The 14,375-nt window shown below is 54.7% G+C and carries 29 protein-coding genes; all 29 read left to right on the plus strand.

From position 1 onward, the window contains the following. On the plus strand, positions 1-416 hold a 416-nt coding region (locus tag CKW11_RS20235; RefSeq protein WP_095139056.1), incomplete at its 5' end, for an EF-Tu/IF-2/RF-3 family GTPase. A 158-nt stretch (positions 417-574) separates the two neighbouring features. Further along, positions 575-886 (plus strand): 30S ribosomal protein S10, encoded by a 312-nt coding sequence (rpsJ, locus tag CKW11_RS20240; protein WP_003186070.1) that lies wholly within the window; start codon positions 575-577, stop codon positions 884-886. Between the two features lie 80 nt (positions 887-966). Further along, positions 967-1,602, plus strand: a complete 636-nt coding sequence (gene rplC / locus CKW11_RS20245; protein WP_003228738.1) for a 50S ribosomal protein L3 — start codon at positions 967-969, stop codon at positions 1,600-1,602. Positions 1,603-1,614: 12 nt separating this feature from the next. Further along, on the plus strand, positions 1,615-2,217 hold the full coding sequence (gene rplD, locus CKW11_RS20250) for a 50S ribosomal protein L4 (protein WP_003228735.1): 603 nt from the start codon (positions 1,615-1,617) through the stop codon (positions 2,215-2,217). Further along, positions 2,214-2,513 (plus strand): 50S ribosomal protein L23, encoded by a 300-nt coding sequence (gene rplW / locus CKW11_RS20255; protein ID WP_002555488.1) that lies wholly within the window; start codon positions 2,214-2,216, stop codon positions 2,511-2,513. The genes rplD and rplW overlap by 4 nt, the downstream gene beginning before the upstream one ends. Positions 2,514-2,527: 14 nt before the next feature. Continuing rightward, positions 2,528-3,352 (plus strand): 50S ribosomal protein L2, encoded by an 825-nt coding sequence (gene rplB / locus CKW11_RS20260; protein ID WP_003228734.1) that lies wholly within the window; start codon positions 2,528-2,530, stop codon positions 3,350-3,352. 16 nt (positions 3,353-3,368) lie between these two features. After that, positions 3,369-3,644 (plus strand): 30S ribosomal protein S19, encoded by a 276-nt coding sequence (gene rpsS, locus CKW11_RS20265; protein ID WP_003228731.1) that lies wholly within the window; start codon positions 3,369-3,371, stop codon positions 3,642-3,644. An 11-nt stretch (positions 3,645-3,655) separates the two neighbouring features. Further along, complete coding sequence (rplV, locus tag CKW11_RS20270) at positions 3,656-3,988, plus strand: 50S ribosomal protein L22 (protein WP_003103908.1); 333 nt, start codon at positions 3,656-3,658, stop codon at positions 3,986-3,988. 13 nt (positions 3,989-4,001) lie between these two features. After that, positions 4,002-4,688: a 30S ribosomal protein S3 gene (rpsC, locus tag CKW11_RS20275; protein WP_003176422.1), complete on the plus strand. Its 687-nt coding sequence runs from the start codon at positions 4,002-4,004 to the stop codon at positions 4,686-4,688. Positions 4,689-4,700: 12 nt separating this feature from the next. Beyond that, positions 4,701-5,114, plus strand: coding sequence for a 50S ribosomal protein L16 (gene rplP, locus CKW11_RS20280; RefSeq protein ID WP_003228729.1), 414 nt, complete (start codon positions 4,701-4,703; stop codon positions 5,112-5,114). Further along, entirely contained in the window at positions 5,114-5,305 is a 192-nt protein-coding gene (gene rpmC / locus CKW11_RS20285; protein WP_002555481.1) for a 50S ribosomal protein L29, read from the plus strand. The genes rplP and rpmC overlap by 1 nt, the downstream gene beginning before the upstream one ends. Positions 5,306-5,307: 2 nt before the next feature. Further along, positions 5,308-5,574, plus strand: coding sequence for a 30S ribosomal protein S17 (rpsQ, locus tag CKW11_RS20290; RefSeq protein ID WP_003194644.1), 267 nt, complete (start codon positions 5,308-5,310; stop codon positions 5,572-5,574). A 23-nt stretch (positions 5,575-5,597) separates the two neighbouring features. Next, complete coding sequence (gene rplN / locus CKW11_RS20295) at positions 5,598-5,966, plus strand: 50S ribosomal protein L14 (protein WP_002555479.1); 369 nt, start codon at positions 5,598-5,600, stop codon at positions 5,964-5,966. An 11-nt stretch (positions 5,967-5,977) separates the two neighbouring features. Next, positions 5,978-6,292, plus strand: coding sequence for a 50S ribosomal protein L24 (gene rplX, locus CKW11_RS20300; RefSeq protein ID WP_003186046.1), 315 nt, complete (start codon positions 5,978-5,980; stop codon positions 6,290-6,292). A gap of 20 nt (positions 6,293-6,312) precedes the next feature. Further along, positions 6,313-6,852 carry a 50S ribosomal protein L5 gene (gene rplE / locus CKW11_RS20305; RefSeq protein ID WP_003210069.1) on the plus strand — a complete coding sequence of 180 codons (540 nt, stop codon included), beginning with the start codon at positions 6,313-6,315 and terminating at the stop codon, positions 6,850-6,852. 13 nt (positions 6,853-6,865) lie between these two features. Next, positions 6,866-7,171, plus strand: a complete 306-nt coding sequence (gene rpsN / locus CKW11_RS20310; RefSeq protein WP_003228726.1) for a 30S ribosomal protein S14 — start codon at positions 6,866-6,868, stop codon at positions 7,169-7,171. 209 nt (positions 7,172-7,380) lie between these two features. Next, complete coding sequence (gene rpsH, locus CKW11_RS20315) at positions 7,381-7,773, plus strand: 30S ribosomal protein S8 (protein WP_007966178.1); 393 nt, start codon at positions 7,381-7,383, stop codon at positions 7,771-7,773. Between the two features lie 12 nt (positions 7,774-7,785). Then, positions 7,786-8,319 (plus strand): 50S ribosomal protein L6, encoded by a 534-nt coding sequence (rplF, locus tag CKW11_RS20320; protein ID WP_007966176.1) that lies wholly within the window; start codon positions 7,786-7,788, stop codon positions 8,317-8,319. Positions 8,320-8,329: 10 nt separating this feature from the next. After that, positions 8,330-8,680 (plus strand): 50S ribosomal protein L18, encoded by a 351-nt coding sequence (rplR, locus tag CKW11_RS20325; protein WP_003186037.1) that lies wholly within the window; start codon positions 8,330-8,332, stop codon positions 8,678-8,680. Between the two features lie 3 nt (positions 8,681-8,683). Continuing rightward, the gene (gene rpsE / locus CKW11_RS20330; protein ID WP_003176409.1) at positions 8,684-9,184 is read left to right on the plus strand and encodes a 30S ribosomal protein S5; all 501 of its coding nucleotides are present in this window, start codon (positions 8,684-8,686) and stop codon (positions 9,182-9,184) included. Positions 9,185-9,186: 2 nt separating this feature from the next. Further along, positions 9,187-9,363 carry a 50S ribosomal protein L30 gene (gene rpmD / locus CKW11_RS20335; protein ID WP_003176408.1) on the plus strand — a complete coding sequence of 59 codons (177 nt, stop codon included), beginning with the start codon at positions 9,187-9,189 and terminating at the stop codon, positions 9,361-9,363. A gap of 3 nt (positions 9,364-9,366) precedes the next feature. Continuing rightward, a complete protein-coding gene (rplO, locus tag CKW11_RS20340) occupies positions 9,367-9,804 on the plus strand; it encodes a 50S ribosomal protein L15 (protein WP_003228720.1) in 438 nt (145 codons plus the stop codon). After that, entirely contained in the window at positions 9,805-11,133 is a 1,329-nt protein-coding gene (secY, locus tag CKW11_RS20345) for a preprotein translocase subunit SecY (protein ID WP_003228718.1), read from the plus strand. It begins immediately after the preceding gene. A gap of 27 nt (positions 11,134-11,160) precedes the next feature. Further along, positions 11,161-11,277 carry a 50S ribosomal protein L36 gene (gene rpmJ, locus CKW11_RS20350; protein ID WP_002555468.1) on the plus strand — a complete coding sequence of 39 codons (117 nt, stop codon included), beginning with the start codon at positions 11,161-11,163 and terminating at the stop codon, positions 11,275-11,277. A 130-nt stretch (positions 11,278-11,407) separates the two neighbouring features. After that, entirely contained in the window at positions 11,408-11,764 is a 357-nt protein-coding gene (gene rpsM / locus CKW11_RS20355; protein WP_008374135.1) for a 30S ribosomal protein S13, read from the plus strand. Between the two features lie 30 nt (positions 11,765-11,794). Continuing rightward, on the plus strand, positions 11,795-12,184 hold the full coding sequence (rpsK, locus tag CKW11_RS20360) for a 30S ribosomal protein S11 (protein WP_002555466.1): 390 nt from the start codon (positions 11,795-11,797) through the stop codon (positions 12,182-12,184). Between the two features lie 18 nt (positions 12,185-12,202). Then, positions 12,203-12,823, plus strand: coding sequence for a 30S ribosomal protein S4 (gene rpsD / locus CKW11_RS20365; protein ID WP_003176404.1), 621 nt, complete (start codon positions 12,203-12,205; stop codon positions 12,821-12,823). 22 nt (positions 12,824-12,845) lie between these two features. Beyond that, positions 12,846-13,847, plus strand: coding sequence for a DNA-directed RNA polymerase subunit alpha (gene rpoA, locus CKW11_RS20370; RefSeq protein ID WP_003186012.1), 1,002 nt, complete (start codon positions 12,846-12,848; stop codon positions 13,845-13,847). 42 nt (positions 13,848-13,889) lie between these two features. Further along, on the plus strand, positions 13,890-14,276 hold the full coding sequence (gene rplQ / locus CKW11_RS20375; protein ID WP_003176402.1) for a 50S ribosomal protein L17: 387 nt from the start codon (positions 13,890-13,892) through the stop codon (positions 14,274-14,276). The last annotated feature ends 99 nt before the right edge of the window (positions 14,277-14,375 follow it).

Raw genomic sequence — 14,375 nt, forward strand, 5'->3', positions numbered from 1 at the left:
CCGGTGTTGAGATGTTCCGCAAGCTGCTCGACGAAGGTCGTGCTGGCGAGAACTGCGGCGTTCTGCTGCGTGGTACCAAGCGTGACGACGTTGAGCGTGGTCAGGTTCTGGTTAAGCCAGGTTCGGTTAAGCCGCACACCAAGTTCACCGCAGAAGTTTACGTTCTGAGCAAGGAAGAAGGCGGTCGTCACACTCCGTTCTTCAAAGGCTACCGTCCACAGTTCTACTTCCGTACTACTGACGTGACTGGTAACTGCGAGCTGCCAGAAGGCGTTGAAATGGTAATGCCAGGTGACAACATTCAGATGACTGTTACCCTGATCAAAACCATCGCGATGGAAGACGGTCTGCGTTTCGCTATCCGTGAAGGCGGTCGTACCGTCGGCGCTGGCGTCGTAGCCAAAATCATCGAGTAATTCTCTTTTATAGAGTCTGCTTGATGAAGTGAAAAAGCCCCCGCTCAGCGGGGGCTTTTTTATTGGGTTGACACCTATCTGGGGCGTCTATAGAATTGCGCCTCCTTTTAACGGGCGTATTGCGCCCGGTGGGAATAGCAGCCGGAGTCTGAAATCCAATGCAAAATCAGCAAATCCGTATCAGGTTGAAGGCTTTCGACCATCGCCTGATCGACCAATCAACCCAGGAAATCGTGGAAACCGCGAAACGTACTGGTGCTCAAGTGCGTGGTCCAATTCCACTGCCTACCCGTAAAGAGCGGTTCACCGTTCTGGTTTCCCCGCACGTCAACAAAGACGCGCGTGACCAGTACGAAATCCGCACTCATAAGCGCGTTCTGGACATCGTCCAGCCAACGGATAAAACCGTTGATGCTCTTATGAAGCTTGATCTTGCGGCCGGTGTGGAAGTGCAGATCAGCCTCGGCTAAGACTCGGTCTTGGTCGTGTAACGCTCTGAAATGGGCGGCCATAGCGGGTGAAAGCCCCGTACACTCATGAGGTTTACAACATGACTATTGGTGTAGTCGGTCGTAAATGCGGTATGACCCGTATTTTCACCGAAGAAGGTGTCTCCATTCCGGTCACGGTCATTGAGATCGAGCCGAATCGCGTCACCCAGTTCAAAACTGAAGAGACCGATGGCTATCGTGCAGTGCAAGTCACTGTCGGCGAGCGTCGTGCTTCGCGTGTAACAGCAGCTCAAGCTGGTCACTTCGCCAAGGCGAACGTAGCCGCTGGTCGCACCACCATGGAATTCCGTCTTGAAGAAGGCGAGTACCAGGCTGGCGATCTGATCAACGCTGAAATCTTCGCCGCTGGTCAACTGGTTGATGTAACCGGTCAGTCCAAGGGTAAAGGCTTCCAGGGTACGATCAAGCGTTGGAATTTCCGCGGGCAAGATAACACCCACGGTAACTCCGTATCCCACCGCGTCCCAGGCTCTATCGGCCAGTGCCAGACTCCTGGTCGTGTATTCAAGGGCAAAAAAATGTCCGGTCATATGGGCGCTGAGCGCGTGACCGTGCAGTCCCTGGAAGTAGTGCGCGTGGACGCTGAACGCAATCTGTTGTTGGTCAAGGGCGCTGTTCCTGGCGCTACTGGCGGCAACCTGGTTGTACGTCCAGCAGCCAAGGCTCGCGGTTAAGGGGAAGCTGACATGCAATTAAATGTAAATGACGCTCAAGCGATCGAAGTTTCCGAACTGACATTTGGCGGCGAGTTCAACGAGACGCTGGTTCACCAAGCAGTCGTGGCCTACATGGCCGGCGGCCGTCAAGGTAGCAAGCAGCAAAAGACCCGTTCCGACGTTCGTGGTGGCGGCAAGCGCCCATGGCGTCAGAAAGGTACTGGCCGTGCTCGTGCCGGTACTATCCGTAGCCCAATCTGGCGTGGCGGCGGTACCACTTTCGCAGCTCGTCCACAGGATCACTCCCAGAAGCTGAACAAGAAGATGTATCGCGCAGCAATGCGTTCCATCCTTGCTGAGCTGGTGCGTACTGATCGTCTGGTCGTGGTTCAGGATTTCGCTGTTGAAACTCCGAAAACCAAAGATCTGCTGGGCAAGCTGAACAACATGAGCCTGACCGATGTTCTCATCGTGTCGGACGCTGTTGATCAGAACCTGTACCTGGCTGCTCGTAACCTGCCACACGTAGATGTACGTGACGTGCAAGGTTCCGATCCAGTTAGTCTGATCGCATACGACAAGGTGTTGATCACCGTGTCGGCCGTGAAGAAATTCGAGGAGCTGCTGGGATGAACCAGGAACGCGTATTTAAAGTTCTGCTTGGCCCGCACGTTTCCGAGAAGGCTACGGTTCTGGCAGACAAGAAAGGCCAGTTCGTTTTCAAGGTTGCTACTGATGCAACCAAGCTGGAAATCAAGAAGGCCGTCGAAAGCCTGTTCAGCGTGAAAGTAGAGCGCGTCACTACCCTGAACGTTCTGGGTAAGAGCAAGCGCACTGCTCGCGGTCTGGGCAAGCGTAATGACTGGAAGAAGGCAGTTATCTCCCTTCAGCCAGGCCAAGATCTCGATTTCAGCAGCAGTGCTGAGTAAGGAAGGGGTGCATCATGGCAATCGTTAAATGCAAACCGACTTCCCCTGGCCGCCGTTTTGTGGTCAAGGTGGTCAACCAGGAGCTGCATAAAGGCGCTCCTCACGCACCGCTGCTCGAGAAAAAATCGAAGACTGGTGGTCGTAACAACAATGGCCGTATTACCACTCGTCACATCGGTGGTGGTCATAAGCAGCATTACCGTATGGTCGATTTCCGTCGCAACGACAAAGATGGCATCGTCGCCACTGTCGAGCGTATCGAATACGATCCAAACCGTACTGCTCACATCGCACTGCTCTGCTACGCAGACGGCGAGCGTCGCTACATCATCGCCCCTAAAGGCGTGAGTGCTGGCGACCAGCTGATCGCAGGCGCTCTGGCTCCAATCAAGCCAGGCAACGCTCTGCAACTGCGCAACATTCCAGTCGGTTCTACCGTACACGGCATCGAACTGAAGCCAGGTAAAGGCGCACAGATCGCTCGTTCTGCTGGTGCTTCGGCTCAGCTGATCGCTCGTGAAGGCGTGTACGTTACCCTGCGTCTGCGTTCCGGTGAAATGCGTAAAGTCCTGGCTGAATGCCGTGCGACCCTGGGCGAAGTCTCGAACTCCGAGCATAGCCTGCGTTCGCTGGGTAAAGCTGGTGCCAAACGCTGGCGTGGCGTTCGCCCAACCGTTCGTGGTGTTGCCATGAACCCGGTTGACCACCCACATGGTGGTGGTGAAGGTCGTACCTCTGGTGGTCGTCATCCGGTATCGCCATGGGGCTTCCCGACTAAGGGCGCGAAGACTCGTGGTAATAAGCGTACCGACAAAATGATCGTCCGTCGTCGCAAGTAAATAGAGGGATACGACAGTGCCACGTTCTCTGAAAAAAGGTCCTTTTATTGATCTTCACCTACTGAAGAAGATCGAAGTGGCGGCGGAAAAGAACGATCGCAAACCAATTAAGACTTGGTCGCGTCGTTCGATGATCCTGCCACAAATGGTCGGTCTGACCATCGCAGTACACAACGGCCGTCAGCACGTCCCAGTTCTCGTGAACGAAGACATGGTTGGCCATAAACTGGGCGAGTTCGCCGGTACCCGCACTTATCGTGGGCACGTGGCTGACAAGAAAGCCAAGCGTTAAGGGGTAAGGAAATGGAAGTAGCCGCTAAGTTGTCGGGCGCTCGAATCTCCGCCCAGAAAGCCCGCTTGGTCGCCGACCAGATCCGCGGGAAGAAGGTGGGCGAAGCGCTCAACCTGTTGGCTTTCAGCAGTAAGAAAGCCGCCGAGATCATGAAGAAAGTGCTGGAGTCGGCCGTAGCCAACGCCGAGCATAACGAAGGCGCAGACGTTGATGACCTGAAGGTCAGCACCGTTTTCGTCAACGAAGGGCGTTCGCTGAAGCGCATCATGCCACGTGCCAAAGGCCGTGCTGATCGCATCGTCAAGCGGTCTTGCCATATCACTGTCAAGGTTGCTGACAAGTAACGGAGTCGAAGAGATGGGTCAGAAAGTACATCCCATTGGCATTCGCCTGGGAATCGTCAAGGAGCACACCTCCGTCTGGTACGCAGACGGTCGGACTTATGCGGACTACTTGTTCGCAGATCTGAAAGTGCGTGAGTATCTCCAAGACAAACTAAAAAGCGCGTCCGTAAGCCGTATCGATATCCATCGTCCGGCCCAAACTGCACGCATCACCATCCACACCGCTCGTCCAGGTATCGTTATCGGGAAGAAAGGTGAAGATGTTGAGAAGCTGCGTCAGGACCTGACCAAGCAAATGGGTGTGCCTGTGCACATCAATATCGAAGAGATCCGCAAGCCGGAGCTCGACGGTATGCTGGTTGCGCAGAGCGTAGCTCAGCAGCTGGAGCGTCGTGTAATGTTCCGTCGCGCGATGAAGCGCGCAGTACAGAACGCCATGCGCATTGGTGCCAAAGGCATCAAAATCCAAGTGAGCGGTCGTCTCGGCGGTGCTGAAATCGCACGTACTGAATGGTATCGCGAAGGACGTGTGCCACTGCACACCCTGCGTGCCGACATCGACTATGCCAACTACGAAGCTCACACCACTTACGGTGTGATCGGTGTAAAGGTTTGGATCTTCAAAGGCGAAGTAATTGGTGGTCGCCAAGAAGAGCTGAAGCCACAAGCACCAGCGCCTCGTAAAAAAGCTGCTAAGTAAGGGGTACGCCAAATGTTGCAACCAAAGCGTACGAAGTTCCGCAAGCAGATGACCGGCCACAACCGTGGTCTGGCACTGCGCGGTAGCAAAGTCAGCTTCGGCGAGTTCGCGCTGAAGTCTGTTGCTCGTGGTCGTCTCACCGCTCGTCAGATCGAGTCAGCACGTCGTGCTCTGACCCGTCACGTAAAACGTGGCGGCAAGATCTGGATCCGTGTATTCCCGGACAAGCCGATCTCCAAAAAGCCTCTCGAGGTTCGTATGGGTAAAGGTAAGGGTAACGTGGAGTACTGGGTTGCCCAGATTCAGCCAGGCAAAGTCCTGTATGAAATCGAGGGTGTTTCTGAAGAGCTGGCGCGTGAGGCTTTCGCCCTGGCTGCTGCAAAGCTGCCGCTCGCCACCTCCTTTGTTAAACGGACGGTGATGTGATGAAAGCGAATGAACTTCGTGAAAAATCCGCACAGCAGCTGAACGAGCAACTGCTCGGCTTGCTGCGCGACCAGTTCAATCTGCGCATGCAGAAAGCAACTGGCCAGTTGGGGCAGTCTCATCTGCTCTCGCAAGTTAAGCGTGACATCGCTCGCGTGAAGACTGTGCTCAACCAGCAGGCAGGTAAGTGATCATGGCTGAAGCCGAAAAAACTGTCCGTACGCTGACTGGCCGTGTTGTCAGCGACAAGATGGACAAAACCATCACCGTTCTGATCGAGCGTCGCGTTAAGCACCCGATCTACGGTAAATACGTTAAGCGTTCGACTAAGCTGCACGCGCACGACGAAACCAATCAGTGCCACATCGGCGACAAAGTCACTATTCGTGAAACTCGTCCGATGGCCAAGACCAAGTCTTGGGCGCTGGTTGATGTTCTCGAACGCGCTGTGGAAGTCTAAGGGCTAGGGGTCGGAGAAATTATATGATTCAGACTCAATCCATGCTCGATGTGGCCGATAACAGCGGCGCTCGCCGCGTTATGTGCATCAAGGTGCTGGGTGGCTCCCATCGTCGTTACGCTGGTATCGGTGACATCATCAAAGTTACCGTGAAGGAAGCAATTCCTCGCGGTAAAGTGAAAAAAGGCCAAGTGATGACTGCTGTTGTAGTCCGCACTCGTCACGGCGTACGTCGTGCTGATGGCTCCATTATCCGCTTTGATGGCAACGCTGCTGTTCTTCTGAACAACAAGCAAGAGCCGATCGGCACCCGTATCTTTGGGCCAGTGACCCGTGAACTTCGTACTGAGAAGTTCATGAAGATCGTCTCGCTCGCCCCAGAAGTGCTGTAAGGAGATCCGACATGCAAAAGATTCGTCGTGACGACGAGATCATCGTGATCGCCGGCAAAGACAAAGGTAAGCGCGGTAAGGTGCTGAAGGTTCTTGCTGACAACCGTCTGGTTGTTGGTGGTCTGAACCTGGTCAAGCGTCATACCAAGCCTAACCCGATGTCGGGCGTACAGGGCGGTATCGTCGAGAAAGAAGCGCCACTGCACGCTTCCAACGTCGCCATCTTCAACGGCGAAACCAACAAGGCTGACCGCGTTGGTTTCAAAGTAGAAGACGGTAAGAAAATTCGTGTCTTCAAGTCGACCCAAAAAGCGGTTGATGCTTGAACACTGCTAGGTAGAAGACCATGGCACGACTAAAAGAGATTTACCGGAAGGAAATCGCTCCGAAACTTAAGGAAGAACTTAAGCTTTCGAACGTGATGGAAGTTCCGCGCGTTACCAAAATCACCCTGAACATGGGTCTGGGCGAAGCGATCGGCGACAAAAAAGTCATCGAGCACGCTGTTGCTGACCTGGAAAAGATCACCGGCCAAAAAGTCGTTGTGACCTACGCTCGTAAATCCATCGCTGGCTTTAAAGTCCGTGAAGGATGGCCGATCGGCGTCAAAGTGACTCTGCGCCGTGAGCGTATGTACGAGTTCCTGGATCGTCTGCTGTCGATCTCCCTGCCTCGGGTTCGCGACTTCCGCGGCCTGAATGCCAAGTCCTTTGATGGTCGTGGCAACTACAGCATGGGCGTGAAAGAGCAGATCATTTTCCCGGAAATCGACTACGACAAGATCGATGCTCTCCGCGGTCTGGACATTACCCTGACCACCACTGCCAAGAACGATGATGAAGGCCGCGCTCTGCTGCGTGCTTTCAAATTCCCGTTCCGCAACTGATTGGAGTAGGAAAATGGCCAAGAAGAGCATGAAAAACCGTGAGCTGAAGCGTCAGCTTACTGTTGCCAAGTACGCCACCAAGCGTGCAGCGCTGAAAGCTATCATCGTTGATCTGAACGCAAGTCCAGAAGCGCGTTGGGAAGCTACCGTAGCTCTGCAGAAGCAACCACGTGACGCAAGCGCTTCGCGCATGCGTAACCGTTGCCGCCTGACTGGTCGTCCGCACGGCGTTTACCGCAAGTTCGGCCTGGGCCGTAACAAACTGCGTGAAGCGGCAATGCGTGGTGACGTTCCAGGTCTGGTTAAAGCCAGCTGGTAATCGCTGTCAAAGCCTTGATGGTCGGGGTCGCAAGAACCTGACCATCGGTGGCCTTGAATCTGAATCAAGCCCCTTTTGGGGCTTGATTCATTTCTGGGGTGTGTCTAGAATGACCGGCTCGCCTGAGCCCGTGTTTTTCATGCCCGGAGTTTCTCGGCGACATGTAGTAGCCGCAAGGCTAATTTTTCTGTATTAGGAGCGTCTAGCCCATGAGTATGCAGGACCCGTTAGCGGACATGCTAACTCGAATCCGTAATGCCCAGATGGCTGAAAAGTCTGTCGTAAGCATGCCGTCTTCCACGTTGAAGGTGGCTGTAGCAAAAGTCCTGAAGGACGAAGGTTACATCGCGGATTTTCAGATCACCACCGACGCTAAGCCGTCGTTGTCCATCTCGCTGAAATACTTCGAAGGCCGTCCGGTCATCGAGGAAGTGAAGCGCGTTAGTCGTCCAGGCCTGCGTCAGTACAAGTCCGTTGAAGATCTGCCGAAAGTTCGTGGCGGTCTTGGCGTGTCTATCGTCTCCACCAACAAAGGTGTGATGACGGATCGTGCTGCGCGCGCTGCCGGTGTCGGCGGCGAAGTTCTTTGCACTGTGTTCTAAGGGGGGATAAGCATGTCTCGCGTCGCTAAGAACCCCGTTAAGCTGCCAGCCGGTGTCGAAGTAAAATTCGCAGGCCAACAGCTTTCGGTGAAGGGTGCCAAGGGTACTCTTGAACTGAACATCCATTCGTCCGTTGAGATCGTTGAGGAAGCTGGTGAGCTGCGTTTCGCTGCTCGCAATGGCGATCAACAGACTCGCGCAATGGCCGGTACCACGCGTGCGTTGGTAAACAACATGGTCCAAGGCGTAAGCCAAGGCTTCGAGCGTAAGCTCCAGCTGGTCGGTGTTGGTTACAAGGCGCAAGCAAAAGGTCAGGTGCTGAACCTGGCTCTTGGCTTCTCGCACCCAGTGGATTACGAACTGCCGCAAGGCATCACCGCTGAGACTCCTAGCCAGACCGATATCCTGATCAAGGGCATCGATAAACAGCTGGTAGGTCAAGTGGCCGCTGAGATCCGCGACTTCCGTCCACCAGAGCCGTACAAAGGCAAAGGTGTGCGCTACGCGGACGAAGTCGTCCGTCGTAAAGAAGCCAAGAAGAAGTAGGGCATAGCAAATGACCGACAAAAAAGTTACTCGACTGCGTCGCGCTCGCAAAGCACGCCTGAAAATGCACGAACTCGAAGTCGTGCGTCTCTGCGTGTTCCGCTCGTCGCAGCACATCTACGCCCAGGTCATCTCGGCCGACGGCAACAAAGTCCTGGCAAGCGCCTCGACTTTGGATAAAGAACTGCGTGATGGCGCCACTGGCAACATCGACGCGGCCACAAAGGTTGGCCAGCTGGTCGCTACGCGTGCTAAGGCCGCTGGCGTCTCGCAAGTGGCTTTCGACCGCTCTGGCTTCAAGTACCATGGCCGCGTTAAAGCGCTGGCTGATGCTGCTCGTGAAGCTGGGCTGGAGTTCTAAGTTATGTCAAATAACGACCAAAAGCGCGACGAAGGCTACATTGAGAAGCTGGTTCAAGTTAACCGCGTAGCCAAAACCGTTAAAGGCGGCCGTATCTTCACTTTCACCGCGTTGACCGTGGTTGGTGATGGTAAAGGGCGTGTTGGCTTCGGCCGTGGCAAGTCGCGTGAAGTGCCTGCTGCGATCCAGAAGGCAATGGAAGCTGCTCGCCGCAACATGATTCAAGTTGACCTGAACGGCACTACCCTGCAGTACGCAATGAAGTCCGCTCACGGCGCTTCGAAGGTGTACATGCAGCCTGCTTCTGAAGGTACCGGTATCATCGCTGGCGGCGCTATGCGTGCTGTCCTCGAAGTTGCTGGCGTTCAGAACGTTCTGGCCAAGTGCTACGGCTCGACTAACCCGGTAAACGTGGTTCACGCCACTTTCAAAGGTCTGAAAGCCATGCAATCTCCTGAGTCCATCGCTGCCAAGCGTGGCCTGACTGTCAAGGAGATCTTCTGATCATGGCTACCGTTAAAGTTACGCTGATCAAAAGCATGACCGGCCGCATCCCTAACCACAAACTGTGTGTTAAGGGTCTGGGTCTGCGTCGCATCGGTCACACTGTAGAAGTCCAGGATACTCCCGAGAATCGCGGGATGATCAACAAGGCTTACTACATGCTGCGTGTCGAGGGTTAATCGATGAAACTCAATGATCTGAGTCCAGCGCCGGGTTCCCGTCGCGAAAAGCATCGTCCGGGCCGTGGTATCGGTAGCGGTTTGGGTAAGACTGGTGGCCGTGGTCACAAAGGTCAAACCTCCCGCTCCGGTGGCACTATTGCTCCAGGCTTTGAAGGCGGTCAACAGCCGCTGCATCGTCGCCTGCCGAAGTTCGGTTTCGTTTCCCTGAAAGCCATGGACCGCGCAGAAGTGCGTCTGTCCGAGCTGGCTAAAGTGGAAGGCGACATCGTCACCGTGCAGTCCCTGAAAGATGCCAACGTGATCAACGTCAACGTACAGCGTGTGAAAATCATGCTGTCCGGTGAAGTGACTCGCGCTGTCACTATCGGCAAGGGAATCGGCGCCACCAAAGGTGCGCGTGCGGCTATCGAAGCAGCTGGCGGCAAGTTCGAGGAATAAATGGCTAAGCAAGGTGCTCTCTCTGCGCTCGGCAAAGGCGGTATGTCTGAACTCTGGGCTCGTCTGCGTTTTCTGTTCCTGGCGATTATCGTCTACCGAATAGGCGCACACATCCCGGTTCCAGGTATCAACCCGGACCGACTCGCAGACCTGTTTCGACAGAATGAGGGGACCATTCTTAGCTTGTTCAACATGTTCTCCGGCGGGGCGCTGGAACGGATGAGCATCTTTGCATTGGGGATCATGCCGTACATTTCGGCATCGATCATCATGCAACTGATGACCGCCGTCAGCCCGCAGCTGGAGCAGTTGAAGAAGGAAGGTGAAGCTGGCCGTCGCAAGATCAGCCAGTACACCCGCTACGGCACCGTCGTCCTCGCTCTCGTTCAGGCTATTGGCATGTCCATTGGTCTGGCGGGGCAGGGCGTTGCGTTCACTGGTGACTTTGGCTTCCATTTCGTCGCGGTATCCACTTTTGTGGCTGGCGCGATGTTCATGATGTGGCTGGGTGAGCAGATTACTGAGCGTGGTGTAGGCAACGGTATCTCGATGTTGATTTTTTCGGGTATCGTCGCCGGTCTTCCGAGAGCAATCGGGCAGTCTTTCGAGTCTGCGCGTCAGGGTGATATCAATATTTTCGCCTTGGTTGCCATCGGTTTGCTGGCAGTAGCGATTATCGGTTTCGTGGTGTTCATTGAGCGTGGCCAGCGTCGTATCGCTGTTCACTACGCCAAGCGTCAGCAGGGCCGCAAGGTTTTTGCTGCGCAGACAAGCCACTTGCCGCTGAAGGTGAACATGGCCGGTGTTATTCCGGCTATTTTCGCGAGCAGCATTTTGCTGTTCCCGGCTTCGTTGGGTGCCTGGTTTGGTCAGTCTGAAGGTATGGGCTGGTTGCAGGACATCTCGCAGTCGATCGCTCCTGGTCAGCCGTTGAATATTCTGCTGTTTAGTGCAGGGATTATTTTCTTCTGCTTCTTCTATACGGCGTTGATGTTCAATCCGAAAGACGTAGCGGAAAACCTGAAGAAGTCCGGTGCCTTTATTCCGGGCATCCGTCCAGGTGAGCAGTCTGCACGCTATATTGATGGCGTTTTGACTCGCTTGACCATGTTCGGTGCTCTTTACATGACGGCCGTGTGCCTGTTGCCCCAGTTCCTGGTGGTTGCAGCCAACGTTCCGTTCTACCTTGGCGGGACCTCGTTGCTGATCGTGGTCGTGGTTGTGATGGACTTCATGTCCCAAGTACAATCGCACCTCGTTTCGCACCAGTACGAATCCCTGATGAAGAAAGCCAACCTGAAGGGTTACGGCAGCGGCATGTTGCGCTGAGTACCCATAAGGTTCGAGGAGTTGGTGATGAAAGTTCGTGCATCGGTGAAAAAGCTGTGCCGTAACTGCAAGATTATTCGCCGCGAAGGTGTTGTTCGAGTAATTTGCAGCGCGGAACCGCGTCACAAACAGCGCCAAGGCTGAGTGTGATTGTGCTTCAAGCCCGGCAGCTAGTGCGCTGCCGGGTTGATTATTTGTTATTACAGCGATATTATCTCGCGCCCTATTTCTTGGCTTCCGGGGCGTAGGTAGCTGTCAATTGGAGTCCCACTGAATGGCCCGTATTGCAGGCGTTAACATTCCAGATAACAAGCATACTGTTATCTCGCTGACCTACATCTATGGTGTCGGTCGCACTACTGCGCAGAAAATCTGTGCAGACACTGGGGTAAACCCAGCAGCAAAGATCAAAGATCTGAGCGACGAGCAAATTGAACAGCTGCGTGGCGAAGTGGCGAAGTTCACCACTGAAGGTGACCTGCGTCGCGAAATCAACATGAAAATCAAGCGCTTGATGGACCTCGGTTGCTATCGCGGTCTGCGTCATCGTCGCGGTCTTCCAGTGCGCGGTCAGCGTACCAAGACCAACGCGCGTACCCGTAAAGGTCCGCGTAAGCCGATCCGCAAGTAATCGCCCCAGCGAATCGACAGGAATTTAATCATGGCAAAACCTGCTGCTCGTCCTCGTAAAAAAGTTAAAAAGACAGTGGTTGATGGCATCGCCCACATCCATGCTTCTTTTAACAACACCATCGTGACCATTACCGACCGTCAAGGTAACGCTCTTTCCTGGGCTACCTCCGGTGGTTCGGGTTTCCGCGGTTCCCGCAAGTCCACCCCGTTCGCTGCTCAAGTAGCTGCTGAGCGTGCTGGTCAAGCTGCGCTGGAATACGGCCTGAAAAACCTCGACGTTAACGTCAAGGGTCCAGGTCCAGGTCGTGAATCCGCAGTCCGCGCTTTGAACGGCTGTGGCTACAAGATCGCCAGCATCACCGACGTGACGCCAATCCCGCACAACGGGTGCCGTCCGCCGAAGAAGCGCCGCGTGTAATCCAGGAGATTGTAAAGAATGGCTCGTTACATTGGTCCAAAATGCAAACTCGCTCGTCGCGAAGGCACCGATCTCTTCCTGAAGAGCGGCGTGCGCGCGATCGAATCGAAGTGCAACATTGAAGCAGCACCTGGTATCCACGGCCAACGCCGCGGTCGCCAGTCCGATTACGGCACCCAACTGCGTGAAAAGCAGAAGGTCCGTCGTATCTACGGCGTTCTCGAGCGTCAGTTCAGCGGCTACTACAAAGAAGCTGCTGGCAAGAAAGGTGCAACCGGTGAAAACCTGCTGCAACTGCTCGAATGCCGTCTGGACAACGTTGTATACCGTATGGGCTTTGGTTCGACTCGTGCCGAATCCCGTCAGCTGGTATCGCACAAGTCGATCAGCGTTAACGGTCAGACCGTAAACGTTCCGTCGTATCAGGTTCGTGCTGGTGACGTGGTCGCAGTTCGCGAGAAAGCAAAAAACCAACTTCGCATTGTCCAAGCTCTCGATCTGTGTGCCCAACGTGGCCGCGTAGAATGGGTAGAAGTAGACACTGAGAAGAAGTCGGGCGTTTTCAAGAACGTTCCTGCTCGCAGTGATCTGTCCGCCGACATCAACGAAAGCCTGATTGTCGAGCTCTACTCCAAGTAAGGGCTAGAAAATAGGTGCATCCATGCAGATTTCGGTAAATGAGTTCCTGACACCCCGCCACATTGATGTGCAGGTTGTCAGTCCAACCCGCGCCAAGATCACTCTCGAGCCTCTCGAGCGTGGTTTTGGCCACACCCTGGGCAACGCGCTGCGCCGCATCCTGTTGTCCTCAATGCCCGGCTGCGCAGTAGTCGAGGCCGAGATTGACGGTGTGCTCCACGAGTACAGCGCCATCGAAGGTGTACAGGAAGACGTAATTGAAATCCTGTTGAACCTTAAAGGTCTGGCCATCAAGCTGCACGGTCGTGACGAAGTTACGCTGACCTTGTCGAAGAAGGGTTCGGGGGTGGTTACCGCTGCCGATATTCAGCTGGATCATGATGTCGAGATCGTTAACCCCGATCACGTAATCGCTAACCTGGCGTCTAACGGCGCCCTGAACATGAAGCTCACCGTAGCTCGTGGTCGTGGTTATGAACCAGCCGACTCGCGTCAGAGCGATGAAGACGAAAGCCGCAGCATTGGTCGCTTGCAGCTCGACTCTTCGTTCAGCCCGGTTCGCCGTATCGCATACGTGGTGGAAAACGCCCGTGTCGAGCAGCGTACCAACCTGGACAAGCTGGTTATTGATCTGGAAACCAACGGTACCCTGGATCCTGAAGAGGCTATCCGCCGCGCTGCAACCATCCTGCAACAGCAGTTGGCTGCGTTCGTCGACCTCAAAGGTGACAGTGAGCCAGTGGTTGTCGAGCAGGAAGACGAGATCGATCCGATCCTGCTTCGCCCGGTTGACGATCTGGAACTGACTGTACGTTCGGCTAACTGCCTTAAGGCGGAAAACATCTACTACATCGGCGACCTGATTCAGCGTACCGAAGTAGAGCTGTTGAAGACTCCGAACCTGGGCAAGAAATCCTTGACTGAAATCAAGGACGTTCTGGCCTCCCGCGGTCTGTCCCTCGGCATGCGCCTCGACAACTGGCCGCCTGCAAGTCTTAAGAAGGACGACAAGGCGACTGCCTGATCGTCGTAATCACCGAACGTAGTGTTTGGTAAGGAATGAACCATGCGTCATCGTAAAAGTGGGCGTCACCTGAGCCGCACCAGCTCGCACCGCAAGGCCATGTTCCAGAACATGGCGGTGTCGTTGTTCGAGCACGAGCTGATCAAGACTACTCTGCCAAAAGCCAAAGAACTGCGCCGCGTTGCCGAGCCGCTGATCACTCTGGCCAAGACAGACAGCCTGGCTAACCGCCGTCTGGCTTTCGACCGTACTCGTTCGAAAGCTATCGTTGGTAAGCTCTTCAACGACCTGGGCAAGCGTTACGCTACCCGTGAGGGTGGCTACCTGCGCATCCTCAAGTGCGGTTTCCGCGCTGGCGACAACGCGCCTATGGCGTACGTCGAGTTGGTTGATCGTGCTACTGCTGGCGAAGCTGTATCCGCCGAGTAAGACGTCAGTCTGAAACGAAAAACCGGGCCTAGTGCCCGGTTTTTTGTGCCCGCAAGAAATGCGCTGTTCGTACAAGCTTCTGACATTGTTCTGTTGTCA

The sequence above is a fragment of the Pseudomonas sp. Irchel s3a10 genome (genome assembly GCF_900187525.1).
Taxonomy (GTDB): Bacteria; Pseudomonadota; Gammaproteobacteria; order Pseudomonadales; family Pseudomonadaceae; genus Aquipseudomonas; species Aquipseudomonas koreensis_G.

Coding starts and splice junctions, on each gene's coding strand:
- rpsJ (WP_003186070.1), top strand. CDS start 575: ATGCAAAATCAGCAAATCCGTATCAGGTTGAAGGCTTTCGACCATCGC.
- rplC (WP_003228738.1), top strand. CDS start 967: ATGACTATTGGTGTAGTCGGTCGTAAATGCGGTATGACCCGTATTTTC.
- rplD (WP_003228735.1), top strand. CDS start 1,615: ATGCAATTAAATGTAAATGACGCTCAAGCGATCGAAGTTTCCGAACTG.
- rplW (WP_002555488.1), top strand. CDS start 2,214: ATGAACCAGGAACGCGTATTTAAAGTTCTGCTTGGCCCGCACGTTTCC.
- rplB (WP_003228734.1), top strand. CDS start 2,528: ATGGCAATCGTTAAATGCAAACCGACTTCCCCTGGCCGCCGTTTTGTG.
- rplV (WP_003103908.1), top strand. CDS start 3,656: ATGGAAGTAGCCGCTAAGTTGTCGGGCGCTCGAATCTCCGCCCAGAAA.
- rpsC (WP_003176422.1), top strand. CDS start 4,002: ATGGGTCAGAAAGTACATCCCATTGGCATTCGCCTGGGAATCGTCAAG.
- rplP (WP_003228729.1), top strand. CDS start 4,701: ATGTTGCAACCAAAGCGTACGAAGTTCCGCAAGCAGATGACCGGCCAC.
- rpmC (WP_002555481.1), top strand. CDS start 5,114: ATGAAAGCGAATGAACTTCGTGAAAAATCCGCACAGCAGCTGAACGAG.
- rpsQ (WP_003194644.1), top strand. CDS start 5,308: ATGGCTGAAGCCGAAAAAACTGTCCGTACGCTGACTGGCCGTGTTGTC.
- rplN (WP_002555479.1), top strand. CDS start 5,598: ATGATTCAGACTCAATCCATGCTCGATGTGGCCGATAACAGCGGCGCT.
- rplX (WP_003186046.1), top strand. CDS start 5,978: ATGCAAAAGATTCGTCGTGACGACGAGATCATCGTGATCGCCGGCAAA.
- rplE (WP_003210069.1), top strand. CDS start 6,313: ATGGCACGACTAAAAGAGATTTACCGGAAGGAAATCGCTCCGAAACTT.
- rpsN (WP_003228726.1), top strand. CDS start 6,866: ATGGCCAAGAAGAGCATGAAAAACCGTGAGCTGAAGCGTCAGCTTACT.
- rpsH (WP_007966178.1), top strand. CDS start 7,381: ATGAGTATGCAGGACCCGTTAGCGGACATGCTAACTCGAATCCGTAAT.
- rplF (WP_007966176.1), top strand. CDS start 7,786: ATGTCTCGCGTCGCTAAGAACCCCGTTAAGCTGCCAGCCGGTGTCGAA.
- rplR (WP_003186037.1), top strand. CDS start 8,330: ATGACCGACAAAAAAGTTACTCGACTGCGTCGCGCTCGCAAAGCACGC.
- rpsE (WP_003176409.1), top strand. CDS start 8,684: ATGTCAAATAACGACCAAAAGCGCGACGAAGGCTACATTGAGAAGCTG.
- rpmD (WP_003176408.1), top strand. CDS start 9,187: ATGGCTACCGTTAAAGTTACGCTGATCAAAAGCATGACCGGCCGCATC.
- rplO (WP_003228720.1), top strand. CDS start 9,367: ATGAAACTCAATGATCTGAGTCCAGCGCCGGGTTCCCGTCGCGAAAAG.
- secY (WP_003228718.1), top strand. CDS start 9,805: ATGGCTAAGCAAGGTGCTCTCTCTGCGCTCGGCAAAGGCGGTATGTCT.
- rpmJ (WP_002555468.1), top strand. CDS start 11,161: ATGAAAGTTCGTGCATCGGTGAAAAAGCTGTGCCGTAACTGCAAGATT.
- rpsM (WP_008374135.1), top strand. CDS start 11,408: ATGGCCCGTATTGCAGGCGTTAACATTCCAGATAACAAGCATACTGTT.
- rpsK (WP_002555466.1), top strand. CDS start 11,795: ATGGCAAAACCTGCTGCTCGTCCTCGTAAAAAAGTTAAAAAGACAGTG.
- rpsD (WP_003176404.1), top strand. CDS start 12,203: ATGGCTCGTTACATTGGTCCAAAATGCAAACTCGCTCGTCGCGAAGGC.
- rpoA (WP_003186012.1), top strand. CDS start 12,846: ATGCAGATTTCGGTAAATGAGTTCCTGACACCCCGCCACATTGATGTG.
- rplQ (WP_003176402.1), top strand. CDS start 13,890: ATGCGTCATCGTAAAAGTGGGCGTCACCTGAGCCGCACCAGCTCGCAC.